The following is a 17,873-nucleotide window of genomic DNA, read 5'->3' as shown; positions in this document are numbered from 1 at the left end:
GGGGGATGAGTTTTTACCCAACACCTGATGGCACACTGGTCAAAAATGCCGCGACAGGAAAATGGAATGAAACGCACCGCATTAGCTTTTCTGATGTTACCCGCACTGGCTCATGCTGACTGGTCATCACCGGGTTTCAACGCCTTTAGCGCCGAAGGCACCGGGATATTCACCAGCCAGGCAAAGCTTGCGAAGGGTACTCGCCCTCTTACGCTGAGTTTTGACAACACGTGCTGGCAGCCAACGGATGCAATAAAACTCAATGAGATGCTGTCGCTTAAAAAATGTGACGGCACGCCGCCGCAGTGGCGACTGTTCCGCGACGGCGAGTATCAGATGCGTGTCGATACCCGCTCCGGTACGCCCACACTGATGCTGACTATTCAGAGCGCAGCGGAACCGTCGGTTGCAAACGTTACCCGCCAGTGTCCGAAGTGGGACGGTAAACCCCTGACGCTTGAAGTTGGCAACGATTTCCCGGAAGGATCGGTGGTCCGTGATTTCTACAGCAAACAGACTGCAACAGTGCAGAATGGAAAAATCACCCTGCAACCCGCCGCCAACAGCAACGGCCTGCTGCTGCTTGAACGCGCCGAGACCGACAAACCCGCGCCGTTTAGCTGGCAAAACGCCACCGTCTATTTCGTGCTAACTGACCGCTTTGTCAACGGAGATCCCTCTAACGATAACAGCTATGGACGCCACAAAGATGGTATGCAGGAGATCGGCACCTTCCACGGTGGCGATCTCAAGGGGCTTACAACCCGGCTCGATTATTTACAGCAGCTGGGCGTGAATGCGCTCTGGATAAGCTCCCCGCTGGAGCAGATCCACGGCTGGGTTGGCGGTGGCACCAAAGGTGACTTCCCCCACTACGCCTATCATGGCTACTACACCCAGGACTGGACCACGCTTGATGCCAACATGGGCACCGAAGATGATTTACGCCACCTTGTCGATGAAGCGCATAAACGCGGTATCCGCATCCTGTTTGATATCGTCATGAACCACACGGGTTACGCGACGCTCGCAGACATGCAGGCGTTCCAGTTTGGGGCCCTTTATCTGCAGGGTGATGAACTGAAAAAAACGCTGGGCGAGCACTGGACGGACTGGAAGCCGGGAGCAGGCCAAAGCTGGCACAGCTTCAACGATTACATCAACTTCAGCGACAAAGCCGCCTGGGAAAAATGGTGGGGTAAAAAGTGGATCCGCACCGACATTGGTGATTATGACAATCCCGGCTTCGACGATTTAACCCTGTCGCTGGCGTTCCTGCCGGACCTGAAAACGGAGTCGACGACCCCTTCCGGTTTACCCAACTTCTACCAACATAAACCTGATACCCACGCGAAGGCCATTTCGGGCTACACCCCACGTGATTACCTGACCCACTGGCTCAGCCAGTGGGTACGTGACTATGGCATTGATGGTTTCCGTGTGGATACGGCAAAACACGTGGAACTCGAGGCCTGGCAGCAGTTGAAAGATCAGGCAAGCCAGGCGCTGGCAGCCTGGAAAGGCGCGAACCCCGACAAAAAACTCGACAATACCCCGTTCTGGATGACCGGCGAGTCATGGGGCCACGGCGTGATGCAAAGCGATTATTACCGCCACGGGTTTGACGCGATGATCAACTTTGATTATCAGGAGCAGGCAGCAAAAGCGGTAGATTGTCTGGCGGACATCGACCTGACCTGGCAGCAGATGGCGGAAAAACTGCAAAGCTTCAATGTCCTGAGCTATCTCTCGTCGCATGACACACGCCTTTTCCGTGAAGGCGGCCAGCGTGCCGCAGAGCTGCTCCTGCTCGCACCGGGCAGCGTACAAATTTACTACGGCGATGAATCCGAGCGGCCATTCGGACCGACAGGGTCCGATCCATTACAGGGCACCCGCTCGGATATGAACTGGCAGGACGTGACGGGCAAGCAGGCCTTAACCGTCGCCCACTGGCAGGTTCTGGGCCAGTTCCGCGCCCGGCATCCCGCAATAGGTGAAGGCAAACAAACCACGCTGTCGCTGAAAGAAGGCTACGGCTTCGTTCGCGAGCACAATGGCGATAAGGTCATGGTGGTGTGGGCGGGTAATCAATAACGACGCAAACCGGTTCCCTCTCCCCCTCCGGGAGAGGGATATTTCACCAGAACAATCCACTACCTAAATACCTTCCCACCACATAAAACAACAATCCCGACCGCATCTCTCGATTTGCACCAGCACGGTGCTAGCGTTATGGTTACCCACTTTCAAAATAAGCTCGACAGATCACCTGCTATGACGTTTTCACTTTTCGGCGACAAATTCACCCGCCATTCAGGCATTACTCGCCTGATGGAGGACCTCAACGACGGGCTGCGCACACCAGGCGCCATCATGCTCGGCGGCGGAAACCCGGCTCAAATCCCGGAGATGAACACCTATTTTCAGACGCTGCTGGCTCAGATGCTGGAAAGCGGGAAAGCAACCGATGCGCTTTGCAACTACGACGGCCCACAAGGTAAAACCGAACTGCTGACACTGCTTGCTGAAATGCTGCGCAAAGAGCTGGGTTGGGATATCGAACCACAGAATATTGCACTAACAAACGGCAGTCAGAGCGCATTTTTCTACTTGTTTAATCTTTTCGCAGGCCGTCGCGCCGACGGCACCACCAAAAAAGTGCTGTTCCCGCTGGCGCCAGAGTACATCGGCTATGCCGATTCCGGCCTCGAAGAGGATCTGTTCGTCTCGGCGCGCCCGAACATTGAGCTGCTGCCAGAAGGCCAGTTCAAATATCATGTCGACTTTGAACATCTGCATATTGGTGAAGAGACGGGCATGATATGCGTATCACGTCCAACCAACCCAACGGGCAACGTCATCACCGACGACGAACTGATGAAGCTGGATGCGCTGGCGAATCAGCACGACATCCCGCTGGTGATTGATAATGCTTATGGCGTGCCGTTCCCGGGGATCATCTTCAGCGAAGCACGTCCGCTGTGGAACCCGAACATCGTCCTGTGTATGAGCCTTTCCAAGCTGGGTCTGCCGGGCAGCCGTTGCGGGATCATCATCGCCAATGAAAAAATCATCACCGCCATTACCAACATGAACGGCATTATCAGCCTTTCCCCGGGGGGAATCGGCCCGGCGATGATGTGTGAAATGATCAAACGTAATGACCTGCTGCGCCTGTCGAACGAGGTTATCAAGCCGTTCTATTTCCAGCGGGTACAGGAAACGATCGCCATTCTTCGCCGCTACTTACCGGAAGAACGCTGCCTGATCCACAAACCTGAAGGGGCAATTTTCCTGTGGCTGTGGTTTAAGGATCTGCCGATCACCACCGAACTTCTCTACCAGCGCCTGAAAAAGCGCGGCGTGTTGATGGTGCCGGGTGATTACTTCTTCCCGGGTCTGGATAAGCCGTGGCCGCATACGCATCAGTGCATGCGCATGAACTACGTACCCGATCCGGAAAAAATCGAAGCGGGCGTGAAAATTCTCGCCGAAGAGATTGAGTACGCCTGGCGCGAAGATAGCCAGTAACGCGTTACGCCAGATTATGCAGCCGTTCGGTGCGTAATCTGGCGGGGTCAACGCAGCGCAGCGCGTGGGTTGGGCACGCCTCCACACAGGCAGGTCCAGCCTCGCGATCTGCGCACAAATCACATTTCACCGCCTGAACGCGGTTCCCCACTCGCTGAACCTGCATTGCCCCAAACGGGCACGCTACCACACAACTTTTACAGCCAATACAGCGCGCCGGCTCCACCCGCCAGGCACCCGCGGTGTGGCGAATCGCCTGTGTCGGACAAACAGCGGCACAAGGGGCATCTTCACACTGATGACAGCCCACAGCCGTAGTGAATGCACCGCCTTTGACCACCCGAATGCGGGGCGTAAACGCGCCTGCAGAAAGCATTCCCTGATGCGACACCACGCAGGCCACTTCGCAGGTACGGCAGCCAATGCATCTTTCCGTATCAGCCAGGATAAATCGGTTCATCTGTCACGCTCCGCGCACGTTAAAACCCAGCTCTTTTGAGATAGCCTCTGCCGTTTCCCGCAGCGGTTTCAGCAGGTTTTTTTCACCAATTTGCTTCATGCGGGACGTCGAGAGCGAAATGGAGATCGCGTACGGCACGCGGCCATGAATATCAAACACCGGTACGGCAAGACAGGAGACGCCCAGCTCGTTCTCTTCTTTATCCATCGCCATGCTATGCTCGCGGATTTCCGCCAGCTCGTCATACATCGCGCTCAGCTCGGTAATCGTGTTGCGGGTGAGCGGCTGGATCTGCTCCTGATGGCTCTGCCAGTAGCTCGCCACATAGTCCTGATGACCAAACGCCATGTAGATTTTGCCCATCGCCGAACAATAGAGCGGCATATGCTGACCGATGTAAGCGCGCGTGCGCAGCATACCGGTTGTGGGCTCCAGCTTATAAATCAGAATGGCGTGATCGTCCTCGCGGCTTGAGAAGTTCACCGTCTCACCGGTGGCGATATTCAGCGTCTCAAGGTGCGGGGCCGCCACGTGAATGATATTCAGCGACGACAGCGCCTTTTGCCCGACGGCGATAAATTTGGTGGTCAGGCGGTAGCTGCCCGCCGCAGGCGCCGGGGTAACGTACCCGCACGACTGTAACCCCTGCAGTAAGCGGTGCACGGTGCTTTTATTCAGCCCTGCCAGTTCCGATAAATGGGCCAACGGACACCCGTTCGGGTAGTTGCTGAGGATCTCAATCAGCATCAGGCCGCGAAACAAGCTCTGGCTACCTGCTGGCCTCTCTTTCTCTTGCGTCATTTCGCTCTCTTTCGTGCTCATCCAATGGCTCCTTTTTATCGCGTCCTGATGGTAGCGCAAAGTGTGGTTCAGTTCACGATCTCAACAGAAAAAACACAACCAGTTGATTTTAATCGATTTTGAAAATCATGAATGTCGTTGATCTGGCAAAATTTGATCGCTATATTTGAAATCAGATTTCGCATAGTGAAATTTAGCGATAAAAAAGCACTCGCACTTGCCCCGACAAAAACAGGAGAACAGGGATGAAAGTGACCTTTGAAGAGTTAAAAGCGGCGTTCAGGCGGGTCCTGGTCGATCGCGGCGTAAAAGCGGACACCGCCGACGCCTGCGCGGAGATGTTTGCCCGCACCACGGAATCGGGCGTCTATTCACACGGGGTTAACCGCTTCCCTCGTTTCATTCAGCAGCTTGATGCCGGCGACATCATTCCTGATGCCCAGCCAACACGGGTGACCTCGCTAGGTGCCATCGAACAGTGGGATGCCCGACGTTCGATTGGCAACCTGACGGCGAAAAAGATGATGGATCGCGCCACCGAACTGGCCGCCGACCACGGTATCGGCCTGGTGGCACTGCGAAACGCCAACCACTGGATGCGCGGCGGCAGCTACGGCTGGCAGGCCGCAGAGAAGGGGTACATCGGGATCTGCTGGACTAACTCCATTGCCGTCATGCCAGCCTGGGGCTCAAAAGCGTGCTGCATCGGCACTAACCCTCTGATCGTGGCGATTCCGTCTACGCCGATCACAATGGTCGATATGTCGATGTCAATGTTCTCCTACGGCATGCTGGAAGTGAATCGCCTGGCCGGACGCACGTTGCCGGTGGATGGGGGGTTTGACGATGAAGGGCACCTCACCAGAGAACCTGGTGTGATCGAGAAAAACCGCCGCATTCTGCCGATGGGCTACTGGAAAGGTTCGGGCTTATCCATCGTCCTCGACATGATCGCAACCCTGCTCTCCAACGGATCCTCCGTTGCGGAAGTGACCCAGGACAACAGCGACGAATATGGCGTGTCACAAATCTTTATCGCCATCGAGGTCGATCGTTTGATCGACGGACCCACCCGCGATGCCAAACTGCAGCGCATCATGGACTTTATCATCAACGCCGAGCGGGCTGATGACAACGTCGCGGTTCGACTGCCGGGTCATGAATTCACACGTCTGCTCGAAGAGAACCGCCGCAACGGCATCACCATTGACGACAGCGTGTGGGCGAAAATCCAGTCTCTGTAAGGAGTGGGCCATGATTTTAGGACATATATCGCAGCCAAATCCGTGTCGCCTGCCGCGGGCGATAGAGAAAGCGCTCGATTTTCTGCGCACCACGGATTTCACGGCGCTGGCACCTGGCGTGGTGGACATTGACGGACGTAACATCTTTGCTCAGGTGCTCGACCTCACCACTCAAACGTGGGATGAGAACCGTCCCGAAGTGCACCGTCGCTATCTGGACATTCAGTTTCTGGCATGGGGTGAAGAGAAAATCGGTGTCGCCATTGATACCGGCAATAACGAAATAAGCGAATCACTGCTGGAACAGCGGGATATTATTTTTTATCACGGCAGCGAAAATGAATCATTTATAGAAATGACGCCCGGCAGTTACGCCATATTTTTTCCGCAGGATGTTCACCGTCCTGCCTGCATTAAAAATAAGGTATCGGCAATTCGTAAAATTGTGGTGAAAGTAGCAATCAGCGAAATAGATTAATTTTCTGAACTCTATTGGGAATGCGAAATGACTAATACCGGTTTTATAATTGGTGCGTACCCCTGCGCACCCTCGTTTCACCAGCAAGGGGAACAAGAAGAGCAGGACTTCTGGCGAGCGCTTTCCGATACGCCAGATATTCGCGGGCTGGAGCAACCGTATCTTGAGGATCTCCATCCGTTGGGTGACGAATGGCTGTTCCGCCATACGCCGGGAGACTGGCAAATGGTGGTTACCGCGGTGATGGAAACCATGCGCCGCCGCGGCACAAATGGCGCGTTTGGCCTGGCCTCTGCCGATGAAGAACAGCGCAAAGCCTGCGTTGACTATTACCGCCATCTGCTGCGAAAGATTGATGCCATCAATACTCGCTTTCCAGGCAAAATTATCGCTCTGGAGATGCAGGCCGCGCCGCAGGCGGGAAACCCGTCTGTTGAACAAGCTACCGCTGCGTTTTCCCGTTCTATACGTGAAATCACCTCATGGGACTGGTCATGCGACCTGGTGCTTGAACACTGCGATGCCATGACCGGCCCCGCGCCACGCAAGGGGTTTTTGCCCTTAGCGCAGGTGCTTGAGGTGGTGAAAGAAACGGATATCAGCGTATGCATCAACTGGGCGCGGTCGGCTATCGAAGGACGCAGTGCCTTGCTGCCGCCTGAACATGTTAAAGCCGCACTGGAGGCCGGGAAGCTGGGCGCACTGATGTTCTCCGGGACCTCCGTTCGCGGAGCGTACGGCGAATGGCAGGATCTGCACGCGCCATTTTCCCCGTTCTGCGCCGACAGTTTAATGACCACCGAACAGGTAAAAGCACTTTTTACTGCGGCGAGCGCCGCAACATTGAAATTCTCCGGTATTAAATTACTGGAAATAAATGCTAATGCTAACGTCAGCCATCGTATCGCTATTTTGCGCGACGGCATTAGTGAAATGAAAAAAGCAACGCAATAACAATAAAAATCTTATTCCGGTTACATTCACTGAGATATTAAATATGAATATTTCTACTCATGCTCTACAAGCGGATATTCCGCGTCAGCGCTGGTTAAGAATCATTCCGCCTATTCTTATCGCCTGTATTATTTCATATATGGACCGCGTGAATATCGCATTTGCGATGCCAGGCGGTATGGATGAAGAGTTAGGTATCTCTGCCACCATGGCAGGCCTGGCGGGTGGGATCTTCTTTATCGGTTATCTGTTCCTGCAGGTGCCCGGCGGCAAGATTGCCGTGCATGGCAGCGGTAAGAAGTTTATTGGCTGGTCACTGGTTGCCTGGGCGGTGATTTCGGTCCTGACCGGCGTTGTGACCAACCAGTATCAACTGCTGGCACTGCGCTTCTTACTCGGTGTGGCAGAAGGCGGGATGCTGCCTGTGGTGCTCACGATGATCAGTAACTGGTTCCCGGACGCCGAACGCGGCCGCGCCAATGCGATTGTCATCATGTTTGTTCCCATTGCGGGGATCATCACCGCACCCCTGTCGGGCTGGATTATCACCGCACTCGACTGGCGCTGGCTGTTCATCATTGAAGGGCTGATGTCCATTGTGGTGCTGGTGCTCTGGGTGTTCACCGTCTACGACCGCCCGCAGGAGGCTCGCTGGATCTCCGAGGCCGAGAAAAATTATCTGATACAAACGCTGGCCGCAGAACAGCAGGCTATTGCCGGAAAAGCGGTGAAAAATGCCTCGCTGAGGGCGGTTCTGTCCGACAAAACCATGTGGCAGCTGATTGCCCTGAACTTCTTCTACCAGACCGGGATTTACGGTTACACCCTCTGGCTGCCAACCATTCTCAAAGAGCTGACGCATACCAGCATCGGCCAGGTGGGAATGCTCGCCATCCTGCCTTATGTCGGCGCCATTGCGGGCATGTTCCTGTTCTCCTCACTGTCTGACCGTACCGGCAAGCGCAAGCTGTTCGTCTCCCTGCCGCTGATTGGCTTCGCGCTCTGCATGTTCCTCTCCGTGGCGTTGAAAGAGAACATCTGGCTGGCCTATGCCGCGCTGGTGGGCTGTGGCTTCTTCCTGCAGTCCGCTGCGGGTGTGTTCTGGACGATTCCGGCGCGCCTGTTCAGCGCAGAGATGGCCGGTGGCGCTCGCGGCGTGATTAACGCCCTGGGTAACCTCGGTGGGTTCTGCGGCCCTTACGCGGTGGGCGTGCTGATCACCCTCTACAGCAAAGATGCCGGGGTGTACTGCCTCGCGGTTTCGCTGGCGCTGGCCTCGCTGCTCGCCCTGATGCTACCGGCGAAATGCGATGCCGGAGCGGAACCCAACCCCGGCGTGAACCCGCATAAGCACGCAGCCTGATCCCCCCGCCCTCTCCTGAAGAGAGGGCGTAAGACAAGAGAGTCAACGATGAGTGAAAAAGAGCCCTTCTGGCTGGGTATCGATTGTGGCGGAACGTATCTGAAAGCCGGTCTGTACACCAGCCAGGGCCAGGAAGTCTGTATTGAGCGCCGCTCGGTTGCCACACTCAGCCCACACGCAGGCCACGCTGAGCGGGATATGCACCAACTCTGGCAGCAGTGCCACACCACCGTCGCCCTGCTGCTTAAAAATGCCGACATTGGCGGCGCACAAATCAAAGGCGTCGGGATATCGGCACAGGGTAAAGGACTGTTTTTACTGGACAAGCATGACCAGCCGCTCGGCAACGCCATCCTCTCCTCTGACCGCCGGGCGCTGGAGATTGTACAGCGCTGGCAGCAGGACGGTATTCCTGAAAAGCTTTATCCGCATACGCGCCAGACGCTATGGACGGGGCATCCCGCCTCCCTCCTGCGCTGGGTGAAAGAGAATGAACCGCACCGTTATCAGCAGATTGGCTGTGTGATGATGGCGCACGACTACCTGCGCTGGTGCCTCACCGGCGTTAAAGGGTGTGAAGAGAGCAACATCTCTGAATCCAATCTCTACAACATGAACACCGGGCAGTACGACCCGCAGCTCACACGCTGGCTCGGCATCGATGAAATTGACGGCGCACTGCCGCCGATCGTCGGTTCAGCAGAAATGTGCGGGGAAATCACCGCTCAGGCCGCCGCCCTGACCGGTCTCGCAGCGGGCACCCCCGTTGTGGGGGGGCTGTTTGATGTGGTTTCCACCGCGATCTGCGCCGGGTTACATGACGACAGCACGCTCAACGCCGTGATGGGCACCTGGGCTGTCACCAGCGGGATCGCCAACGGTATAGGCCATAACGAGCCGTATCCCTATGTGTATGGGCGCTACGTTCATCCGCAGCACTACATCGTTCACGAAGCCAGCCCCACCTCGTCCGGTAACCTCGAAGGGCTAACCACACAGTGGGGCGACATGTCATTCGATGCGATCAACCAGGCCGTGGCCAGCCTGCCGAAAGCCGGAAGCGATCTGCTCTTCCTGCCGTTCCTCTATGGCAGCAACGCCGGGCTGGAGATGACCTGCGGGTTTTACGGCATGCAGGCCCTGCACACCCGCGCGCATCTGTTGCAGGCGGTCTATGAAGGTGTGGTCTTCAGCCACATGACCCATCTTAACCGCATGCTACAGCGCTTTACGCACGTGCAGGCATTGCGCGTAACCGGCGGCCCTGCCCATTCAGATGTGTGGATGCAAATGCTCGCGGACGTCAGCGGTCTGGCAATAGAACTGCCGCAGGTCGAAGAGACCGGCTGTTCCGGCGCGGCGCTGGCCGCGCTGGTGGGTACCGGCGTTTATCCCGATTTCCGCACCGCGCAGCAGGCTGTCAGACATCACATTCGCGTCATCACACCCGACAAGCATGCCCATGCGGCCTACCAGCGCAAGTATCAGCGCTACCAGCTACTGATTTCAGCACTACAGGGCTATCACGCCCATGTTAAGGAGCACGACCTATGAGCCGACCATTACTGCAGCTGGCGCTCGACCATACCTCACTTCAGGCCGCACAGCGCGACGTCGAGCGGCTTGCGGATCACGTCGATATTATCGAAGCAGGCACCATTTTGTGTCTCACCGAAGGGCTTAATGCCGTGCGCGCACTGCGCCAGCAGTGCCCGGAAAAAACGATCGTGGCTGACTGGAAAGTGGCCGATGCCGGAGAAACGCTGGCTGAACAGGCGTTTGGCGCAGGCGCGAACTGGATGACCATCATCTGCGCCGCGCCGCTGGCAACCGTCGAGAAGGGTCACGAGGTGGCTCTGCGCTGCGGCGGGGAAATTCAGATGGAGCTGTTTGGTCACTGGACGCTGGATGATGCGCGAGAATGGCACCGTATCGGGGTCACACAGGCCATTTATCACCGTGGGCGCGACGCACAGGCCAGCGGCCAGCAGTGGGGCGAGGCGGATCTCACCAGCATGAAAGCCCTCTCGGATATCGGCCTGCAGCTCTCGATCACCGGCGGCATTACCCCCGCCGACCTGCCGCTGTTTAAGCAGATCAATGTGAAAGCGTTTATTGCCGGACGGGCACTGACAGGCGCTGCTAACCCACCGCAGGTGGCCCATGCATTCCATTCACACATCCGTGACATCTGGGGGGAGTCACCATGCGTCAGCATCCGTTAGGTATCTACGAAAAAGCGCTGCCGAAAGCGCTCACCTGGCCAGAGCGCCTGGTGCTGGCAAAAAGCTGCGGATTTGATTTTGTCGAGATGTCGATTGATGAAACCGATGAGCGTTTGTCCCGCCTTGAGTGGAACACCGCGCAGCGCGCCTCTCTGGTTGAGGCGATGCTGGAAACCGGGGTCGCGATCCCGTCGATGTGTCTGTCTGCCCACCGCCGTTTCCCGTTTGGTAGCCGGGACGAGACCGTCCGCGAGCGCGCACGCGCCATCATGACCAAAGCCATCCGTCTGGCGCGCGATCTCGGTATTCGCACCATCCAGCTTGCCGGGTATGACGTCTATTACGAAGAACATGACGAAGGCACCCGGCAACGCTTTGCCGAAGGGCTGGCATGGGCCGTGGAGCAGGCCGCCGCCGCGCAGGTCATGCTGGCAGTGGAGATCATGGATACCGCGTTTATGAACTCCATCAGCAAATGGAAAAAGTGGGACGAAATGCTCGCTTCACCATGGTTCAGCGTTTATCCGGACGTCGGCAACCTGAGCGCGTGGGGTAACGATGTGGCCGCCGAGCTGACGCTGGGCATCGATCGCATCGCCGCCATCCACCTGAAAGATACCCAGCCCGTGACTGAACAAAGCCCCGGACAGTTTCGTGACGTACCGTTCGGTGAGGGGTGCGTCGATTTCGTGGGCATATTTAACACGCTGAATCAGCTCAATTATCGCGGCGTATTTCTGATTGAAATGTGGACTGAAAAAGCCAAAGAGCCGGTACTGGAAATCATTCAGGCACGCCGCTGGATTGAAGCCCGGATGCAGGAAGGAGGGATGACATGTTAGAACAACTCAAAGCCGAGGTCCTGGCGGCAAACCTGGCGCTGCCCGCCCACCAGCTGGTGACTTTCACCTGGGGCAACGTCAGTGCGGTGGATCGTGAACGCGGCCTGATGGTGATTAAACCCTCCGGCGTGGAGTATGACGTGATGTCCGCAGAGGATATGGTGGTGGTGGACATTGCCACGGGCCAGGTGGTCGAGGGGGTTAAAAAACCCTCTTCCGACACGCCAACCCACCTGGCGCTGTATCGCCGTTACCCTGAAATTGGCGGCATTGTGCATACCCATTCCCGCCACGCCACTGTCTGGGCGCAGGCAGGGCAGGATTTACCGGCATGGGGTACCACGCACGCTGACTATTTTTATGGTGCGATCCCCTGCACGCGGTTGATGACCCCGGCTGAAATTGCGGGTGAATACGAATACCAGACCGGTGAAGTGATCATCAAAACCTTTGAGGAGCGCGACGTAAACCCGATGCAGATCCCGGCGGTGCTGGTCCATTCTCACGGCCCGTTCACCTGGGGAAAAAATGCGGCCGATGCGGTACATAACGCTGTGGTGCTGGAAGAGTGCGCCTTTATGGGGCTGTTTTCACGCCAGCTTGCGCCACAGCTACCGACGATGCAGCAGGAATTGCTCGATAAACATTACCTGCGCAAGCATGGAGCAAATGCCTACTACGGGCAGTGATCACCCGGAATTAATATGCTCCTTACAGTACCGCCGTTTCCAGACGGCGGGCGTTAAGCCGGTATGCTTTGAAAATATCTGCCGGAAATACCCGACATCATTAAAACCGCAGCGGGTTGCCACTTCGGTCAGGGACGCGGAGTCGTTCAGCAACAGCTTTTCTGCCGCCCTGACGCGCTGGCGATGGATCGCTTCCGTCAGGGTTAAGTGAAAGGTCCGGCGAAATACGCGTCCCAGATAATCGGCATTGCAGTGCAAGGCTTTTGCCAGTTGCGATGTGGAAAGCGGCAGATGAAACTGCGTGCGAATAAGCTGTTTTGCCTTCCATGCCATGGCCGCGCCGGCTTCATCGGCTCTGTCTTCATAACCTGAGGAGATCGACACTTGCTGTAAAATCAGCAGCAAAATCATTTCCAGCGCCACGCTTCGCTGTAATTTTTCCTGCTCACTCAGGAATTGCCGGAATAGCGCAATCACATATTGAGCATCGCGCACGCAGCAATGTTGTTCAATGGCCACCGGAAAAGCATGTGGCAAAGGCGACGATTGCGCTTCGACCTCAAAATGCAGCCAGTAGAACCGCAGGTCCGCCGGGAAATCTTCTGTCCCCACGTGTCGACGCGCCGGCCAGAGCAGTAAGCTCTCTCCCGCTTTCACCTCAAAGAGCGTGTTTTCTTCCTGGATCGTTAATGTCCCTTTTTCGACGAAGATAATCTCCCACGAGGTTAATTTGCGCGCCGGATGCCGGCCCACGCCCCGGGAAATAAAGAGCCCACCATTTTGCACTTTAATCGGAAGCGCTATGGATAATTCAAGCATGGATATTCACCATTCCGCTCTGATTGCCATTAATATTCATCTTATGCTTTGATTATTAATGAATATCTTCCTGCCTTCCCGATCGAAATCACAAATTTATCATCAGGTCGGAATCGTCACCTTTTTATACTTTTCCCTTCCCTTGTTGGCCTGAGCGTTCGGTGCAGAATGAATGGGGTACCTTGCATAAATACGATAAAAATCGATTACCGAGGAGTTACCTCATGACTTCCACACCGATTACAGAATCACAGGTCGTACAAGGGGCAATGGATGACCGCCTGTCAGTCCGCGAAAAAATTGGCTACGGCCTGGGTGACGCGGGTGGCACGGTCATTACCTGCCTGATCATGAATTTTCTTACCTTCTTCTACACCGACGTTTTTGGTCTGACGCCTGCGCTCGTTGGCACGCTGTTTATTGCCCTGCGCGTGTTTGATGCCATTTCCGATCCGGTGATGGGGGTGATTGCCGACCGAACACAAAGCCGTTGGGGGCGTTTTCGCCCGTGGCAGCTGTGGGTGGCGCTTCCTGTCGGGGTTATCGGTGTACTGACCTTCACCGTGCCTGACGCCAGCATGGGGGTGAAAATCGCCTGGGCGTTTGGTACCTATCTGCTGTTGTCAGTGGGCTATACCGCCATCAACGTGCCCTACTGCGCGCTGATCAACACCATGACCACCCGCCACAGCGAGGTCATCTCCTGCCAGTCATGGCGCTTTGTGCTGTGCGGTGTGGCGGGCTTTTTGGTCTCTGTTGGCCTGCCGTGGCTGGTCGCAGCGCTGGGCGAGGGCAACGCCGCGCGAGGCTATCAGCTCGGCGTTGGGGTGTTGTGCGCCATCGCCGTGGTGATGTTCCTCTGCTGCTTCTTCTGGGTGCGTGAGCGCGTCCCGCTGGCGCTGATGGGCAAATTCACCTTACGCGAGCATCTGGCCGGCCTGCGCAACAACGATCAGCTCCTGCTGATGCTGGTGATGTCATTCCTGCTGATCAACGTCTTCAACATCCGTGGCGGCGGCTACATGTACTTCATCACCTACGTGCTCCAGGGCAGTACCGCTTATACCTCGCTGTTCTTCACGATGGTGACCTTTGCCGCCATTCTCGGCGCGGTGATCGTGAATCCCCTTTCTCGCCGGATTGATACCGTCAAACTCTATTACTACACCAACCTCGTGCTGGCCGCGCTCGCGGCGGGAATGTGGTTTCTGCCAGGCGGTCCGGCTCATCAGATGCTCTGGCTGATCGTTATTCTGAGTAACGGCGTCATTCTCGGTTTTACCCTGCCCCTGCACTTCTCGCTGATGGCATTTGCAGATGACTATGGTGAGTGGAAAAACGGGGTACGTTCATCTGGCATGAACTTCGCTTTCAATCTGTTTTTCATCAAGCTCGCCTGGGCGTCCAGCGCCGGGATCATCAGCCTGGTGTTTATCGCCGTCGCCTACCAGCCGGGCGCGGGCAACCAGACGCCAGCCTCGTTACAGGGAATTACTGCGATGGAGACACTGCTCCCCGCCCTTTTCCACCTGCTGCTGGCGGTCTCAATCCGCTGGTGCAGACTCAACAATCCCATGATGTCGCGCATTGCCACCGATCTGCGCCAGCGTCACGTATCGTCCTGAGGAGAATGACATGTCCATAATGGAAGCCGACCTGCACACACTGAACATCAACGACCCGTTTCTCGGTCAGTATCAGCGGCTGGTGCGTGATGTGGTGATCCCCTACCAGTGGGATGCGCTAAACGATCGCGTTACCGAAGCCGAACCGAGTCACGCCATCACCAACTTCCGCATTGCGGCAGGGCTGGAACAGGGGGAGTTCTATGGGATGGTGTTTCAGGACAGCGACGTGGCGAAATGGCTGGAAGCCGTCGCGTGGTCGTTGTGCCAGAAGCCCGACCCGGAACATGAAAAAACCGCCGATGAGGTGATTGAGCTGATTGCGGCGGCGCAGTGTGACGATGGCTATCTCAACACCTACTTCACGGTGAAAGCACCCGGTGAGCGCTGGACGAATCTCGCCGAATGCCACGAATTGTACTGCGCCGGACATATGATTGAAGCTGGCGTGGCCTATTTTCAGGGGACCGGAAAACGCCGTCTGCTGGAGGTGGTATGCAAACTGGCGGACCATATCGACCGGGTCTTTGGCCCCGGCGAGGAGCAGCTTCACGGTTATCCGGGCCATCCGGAAATTGAGCTGGCGCTTATGCGGCTTTACGACGTCACTCAGGAACCGCGTTACCTGGCCCTTGTGAAATATTTTATCGACACGCGCGGCACGCAGCCTCATTTCTACGATATCGAATATGAGAAACGGGGCCGGACATCGTACTGGAACACGTACGGCCCGGCGTGGATGGTCAAGGACAAAGCCTATAGCCAGGCGCATCAACCGCTTGCCGAACAACACACCGCCATCGGCCACGCGGTTCGATTTGTCTATCTGATGGCGGGTATGGCGCATCTTGCTCGCCTGAGTCATGACGAGGGTAAACGCCAGGACTGCCTGCGGCTGTGGAATAACATGGCCCAGCGACAGCTCTATATTACCGGCGGGATCGGCTCGCAAAGCAGTGGCGAAGCCTTCAGCAGCGATTACGATTTGCCTAACGATACGGTATATGCCGAAAGCTGCGCCTCCATTGGCCTGATGATGTTTGCCCGCCGGATGCTGGAGATGGAAGCGGACAGCCAGTACGCCGACGTGATGGAGCGTGCCTTATACAACACGGTACTGGGCGGCATGGCGCTGGACGGTAAACATTTCTTCTATGTGAACCCGCTGGAGGTACACCCTAAAACGCTGGCATTTAATCATGTTTACGACCACGTTAAGCCGGTTCGCCAGCGCTGGTTCGGCTGCGCCTGTTGCCCGCCCAATATCGCCCGCGTGCTCACTTCGCTGGGCCACTATCTCTATACCGTTCGTCAGGACGCGCTCTTTATCAACCTCTATGTGGGGAACGACGTCGCCATACCGGTAGATGAGGGCACCTTACAGCTACGGATTAGCGGTAATTATCCGTGGCAGGAAGAGGTCAACATCGAGGTCACCTCACCTGCCCCGGTGACCCACACGCTGGCACTACGTTTACCGGACTGGTGCGCAAGCCCGGCTGTGTCACTGAACGGCGAAAGTGTCACGGGTGATGTCTCCCGGGGGTATCTGTACCTCACCCGCCGCTGGCAGGAGGGAGATACCCTTACGCTGACCTTACCCATGCCGGTCCGCCGCGTGTACGGTAACCCGCTGGTACGCCAGCAGGCCGGTAAAGTCGCGCTGCAGCGTGGCCCGCTGGTCTACTGCCTGGAAGAGGCCGACAATGGCGCGAACCTGCATAACCTCTCCCTGCCTGAGCAGAGCGAATTTCGGGTCTTTGAAGGAAAAGGGATCTTTGCGCACAAGATACTGATTCAGGCGGAGGGTATCGCGCGTCACGCTGATGAGGAAGGCACGCAGGCACTGTGGCAGTACGATCGCGCCCCGGTGCAGCGCCAGCCCCGGACGTTGACCTTTATTCCGTGGTTCAGCTGGGCAAACCGGGGAGAAGGCGAAATGCGGATTTGGGTGGATGAGGCCTGAAGGCATCTGTCCTGTCAGCCTCACCCCAACCCTCTCCCACAGGCGCGGGAGATAAAAACCGAGGCCGGGTAAGGCAAGCGCCACCCGGCTTTAGATCAGAAACGCCAGGACATGCCGGTCATCAGCGCGAAACTGTCTTCGCGGTCGATCATCGGACTGTTCTTCACGTCGTCAGGTAACACGGTATAGACCGCGCTGGCGTTGATAAACAGATTCTGGGTTAACTGATATTTAGCCGCGAGACCCACATACGGCGTCCAGCTATCACCTGCGGTGTATTCATTGAGGCCTGAGCGGCGAGACTCATTGCCGGATACGCCGTAGTAGTAATCGTTATAGCTTTCGTCGCTGTAGAAAATACCTACCGATGGCGTCAGCGTCAGACGTTCCATCCGAACCGGACGGAAGTATGAGATTTCACCGATCACGCCGCCGCTCTCATCCATCGCATCACCCGAGACCGCCACTTTCAGCGAGCCCCAGTGTTCATGGCGGTAGTACGCCCCGCCGAGAAACGCTGATGCTTTACGCTCATCGAGGTGTTTCATCTGAGCGTCGTCGTTATCTTCAGGATCAAATCGCAGTGGCATCCACGATGCGGTCATGCTGAATTCATTTTTTTCGTCTTTCCACAGGATCCATCCGCCAGTGGTCTGGCGAATATAAAACCGGTCGCCTTCATAGCTAATTAACGGTACCGCCGTGGTATTTTCGTTATATCCTTTATAAGGCGACTCATTAAATACAGCCCCCGCCCCAAGTGAAAAGTCACCAGCCATTGCAGATGATGTTGCAAATAACGTGGCTGCGATGAGTAAATTGTATTTAATAGTCATTACATGTAATCCATTTAGACGCCAAACAAGCGAGGCG

General features: G+C 56.3%; 16 protein-coding genes. 12 read left to right on the top strand and 4 right to left on the bottom strand.

All coding sequences use genetic code 11. From position 1 onward, the window contains the following. Positions 1–66 precede the first annotated feature (66 nt). Together HV340_RS00900 and avtA are read left to right on the top strand one after the other, a co-directional pair. Entirely contained in the window at positions 67–2,097 is a 2,031-nt protein-coding gene (locus HV340_RS00900; RefSeq protein WP_063925758.1) for an alpha-amylase, read from the top strand. A gap of 180 nt (positions 2,098–2,277) precedes the next feature. Beyond that, positions 2,278–3,534, top strand: a complete 1,257-nt coding sequence (avtA, locus tag HV340_RS00895) for a valine--pyruvate transaminase (RefSeq protein WP_063925759.1) — start codon at positions 2,278–2,280, stop codon at positions 3,532–3,534. Between the two features lie 4 nt (positions 3,535–3,538). On the opposite strand, the gene HV340_RS00890 is transcribed toward avtA, so the two are convergent. Together HV340_RS00890 and yiaJ are read right to left on the bottom strand one after the other, a co-directional pair. Beyond that, the gene (locus tag HV340_RS00890) at positions 3,539–3,994 is read right to left on the bottom strand and encodes a 4Fe-4S binding protein (protein WP_032679348.1); all 456 of its coding nucleotides are present in this window, start codon (positions 3,992–3,994) and stop codon (positions 3,539–3,541) included. Between the two features lie 3 nt (positions 3,995–3,997). After that, a complete protein-coding gene (yiaJ, locus tag HV340_RS00885) occupies positions 3,998–4,816 on the bottom strand; it encodes an IclR family transcriptional regulator YiaJ (RefSeq protein ID WP_020882654.1) in 819 nt (272 codons plus the stop codon). 224 nt (positions 4,817–5,040) lie between these two features. On the opposite strand from yiaJ, the gene yiaK reads away from it, so the two are divergent. Genes yiaK through araD form a run of 8 tightly spaced genes read left to right on the top strand, consistent with a single transcriptional unit; the run spans position 5,041 to position 12,590 of the window. Then, on the top strand, positions 5,041–6,039 hold the full coding sequence (yiaK, locus tag HV340_RS00880; protein ID WP_014168108.1) for a 3-dehydro-L-gulonate 2-dehydrogenase: 999 nt from the start codon (positions 5,041–5,043) through the stop codon (positions 6,037–6,039). 10 nt (positions 6,040–6,049) lie between these two features. Then, positions 6,050–6,517, top strand: coding sequence for a YhcH/YjgK/YiaL family protein (locus tag HV340_RS00875; RefSeq protein WP_063925760.1), 468 nt, complete (start codon positions 6,050–6,052; stop codon positions 6,515–6,517). Positions 6,518–6,544: 27 nt separating this feature from the next. Then, positions 6,545–7,471, top strand: a complete 927-nt coding sequence (locus tag HV340_RS00870) for a DUF4862 family protein (protein WP_086533111.1) — start codon at positions 6,545–6,547, stop codon at positions 7,469–7,471. A 43-nt stretch (positions 7,472–7,514) separates the two neighbouring features. Further along, positions 7,515–8,834: an MFS transporter gene (locus HV340_RS00865; protein ID WP_047742797.1), complete on the top strand. Its 1,320-nt coding sequence runs from the start codon at positions 7,515–7,517 to the stop codon at positions 8,832–8,834. Positions 8,835–8,882: 48 nt separating this feature from the next. Next, positions 8,883–10,388 carry an FGGY-family carbohydrate kinase gene (locus tag HV340_RS00860; RefSeq protein WP_181216248.1) on the top strand — a complete coding sequence of 502 codons (1,506 nt, stop codon included), beginning with the start codon at positions 8,883–8,885 and terminating at the stop codon, positions 10,386–10,388. Next, entirely contained in the window at positions 10,385–11,059 is a 675-nt protein-coding gene (gene ulaD, locus HV340_RS00855; protein WP_181216247.1) for a 3-keto-L-gulonate-6-phosphate decarboxylase UlaD, read from the top strand. Before HV340_RS00860 ends, ulaD begins: the two co-directional genes overlap by 4 nt. Next, a complete protein-coding gene (locus HV340_RS00850) occupies positions 11,041–11,901 on the top strand; it encodes an L-ribulose-5-phosphate 3-epimerase (RefSeq protein WP_181216246.1) in 861 nt (286 codons plus the stop codon). Before ulaD ends, HV340_RS00850 begins: the two co-directional genes overlap by 19 nt. After that, the gene (gene araD / locus HV340_RS00845) at positions 11,895–12,590 is read left to right on the top strand and encodes an L-ribulose-5-phosphate 4-epimerase (protein WP_014168101.1); all 696 of its coding nucleotides are present in this window, start codon (positions 11,895–11,897) and stop codon (positions 12,588–12,590) included. The genes HV340_RS00850 and araD overlap by 7 nt, the downstream gene beginning before the upstream one ends. Here the strand turns inward: araD and HV340_RS00840 are convergent, their stop codons facing one another. Further along, positions 12,591–13,409 carry a helix-turn-helix domain-containing protein gene (locus tag HV340_RS00840; protein WP_025206441.1) on the bottom strand — a complete coding sequence of 273 codons (819 nt, stop codon included), beginning with the start codon at positions 13,407–13,409 and terminating at the stop codon, positions 12,591–12,593. Between the two features lie 224 nt (positions 13,410–13,633). Here HV340_RS00840 and HV340_RS00835 point away from each other — a divergent pair, with 224 nt between their 5' ends. Both HV340_RS00835 and HV340_RS00830 read left to right on the top strand, forming a co-directional pair. Then, positions 13,634–15,034, top strand: coding sequence for an MFS transporter (locus HV340_RS00835; protein ID WP_020882660.1), 1,401 nt, complete (start codon positions 13,634–13,636; stop codon positions 15,032–15,034). A gap of 10 nt (positions 15,035–15,044) precedes the next feature. Further along, positions 15,045–17,000 carry a glycoside hydrolase family 127 protein gene (locus tag HV340_RS00830; protein WP_181216245.1) on the top strand — a complete coding sequence of 652 codons (1,956 nt, stop codon included), beginning with the start codon at positions 15,045–15,047 and terminating at the stop codon, positions 16,998–17,000. Positions 17,001–17,095: 95 nt separating this feature from the next. Here HV340_RS00830 and HV340_RS00825 read toward each other — a convergent pair whose 3' ends face one another. Further along, a complete protein-coding gene (locus tag HV340_RS00825; RefSeq protein ID WP_014168097.1) occupies positions 17,096–17,836 on the bottom strand; it encodes a MipA/OmpV family protein in 741 nt (246 codons plus the stop codon). Between the last annotated feature and the right edge of the window lie 37 nt (positions 17,837–17,873).

The organism is Enterobacter sp. RHBSTW-00975, assembly GCF_013615235.1.
GTDB classification, from domain to species: Bacteria; Pseudomonadota; Gammaproteobacteria; order Enterobacterales; family Enterobacteriaceae; genus Enterobacter; species Enterobacter ludwigii.
The sequence above is the reverse complement of the archived record's forward strand: the minus strand, read 5'-3'. Positions and strand labels throughout refer to the sequence as shown.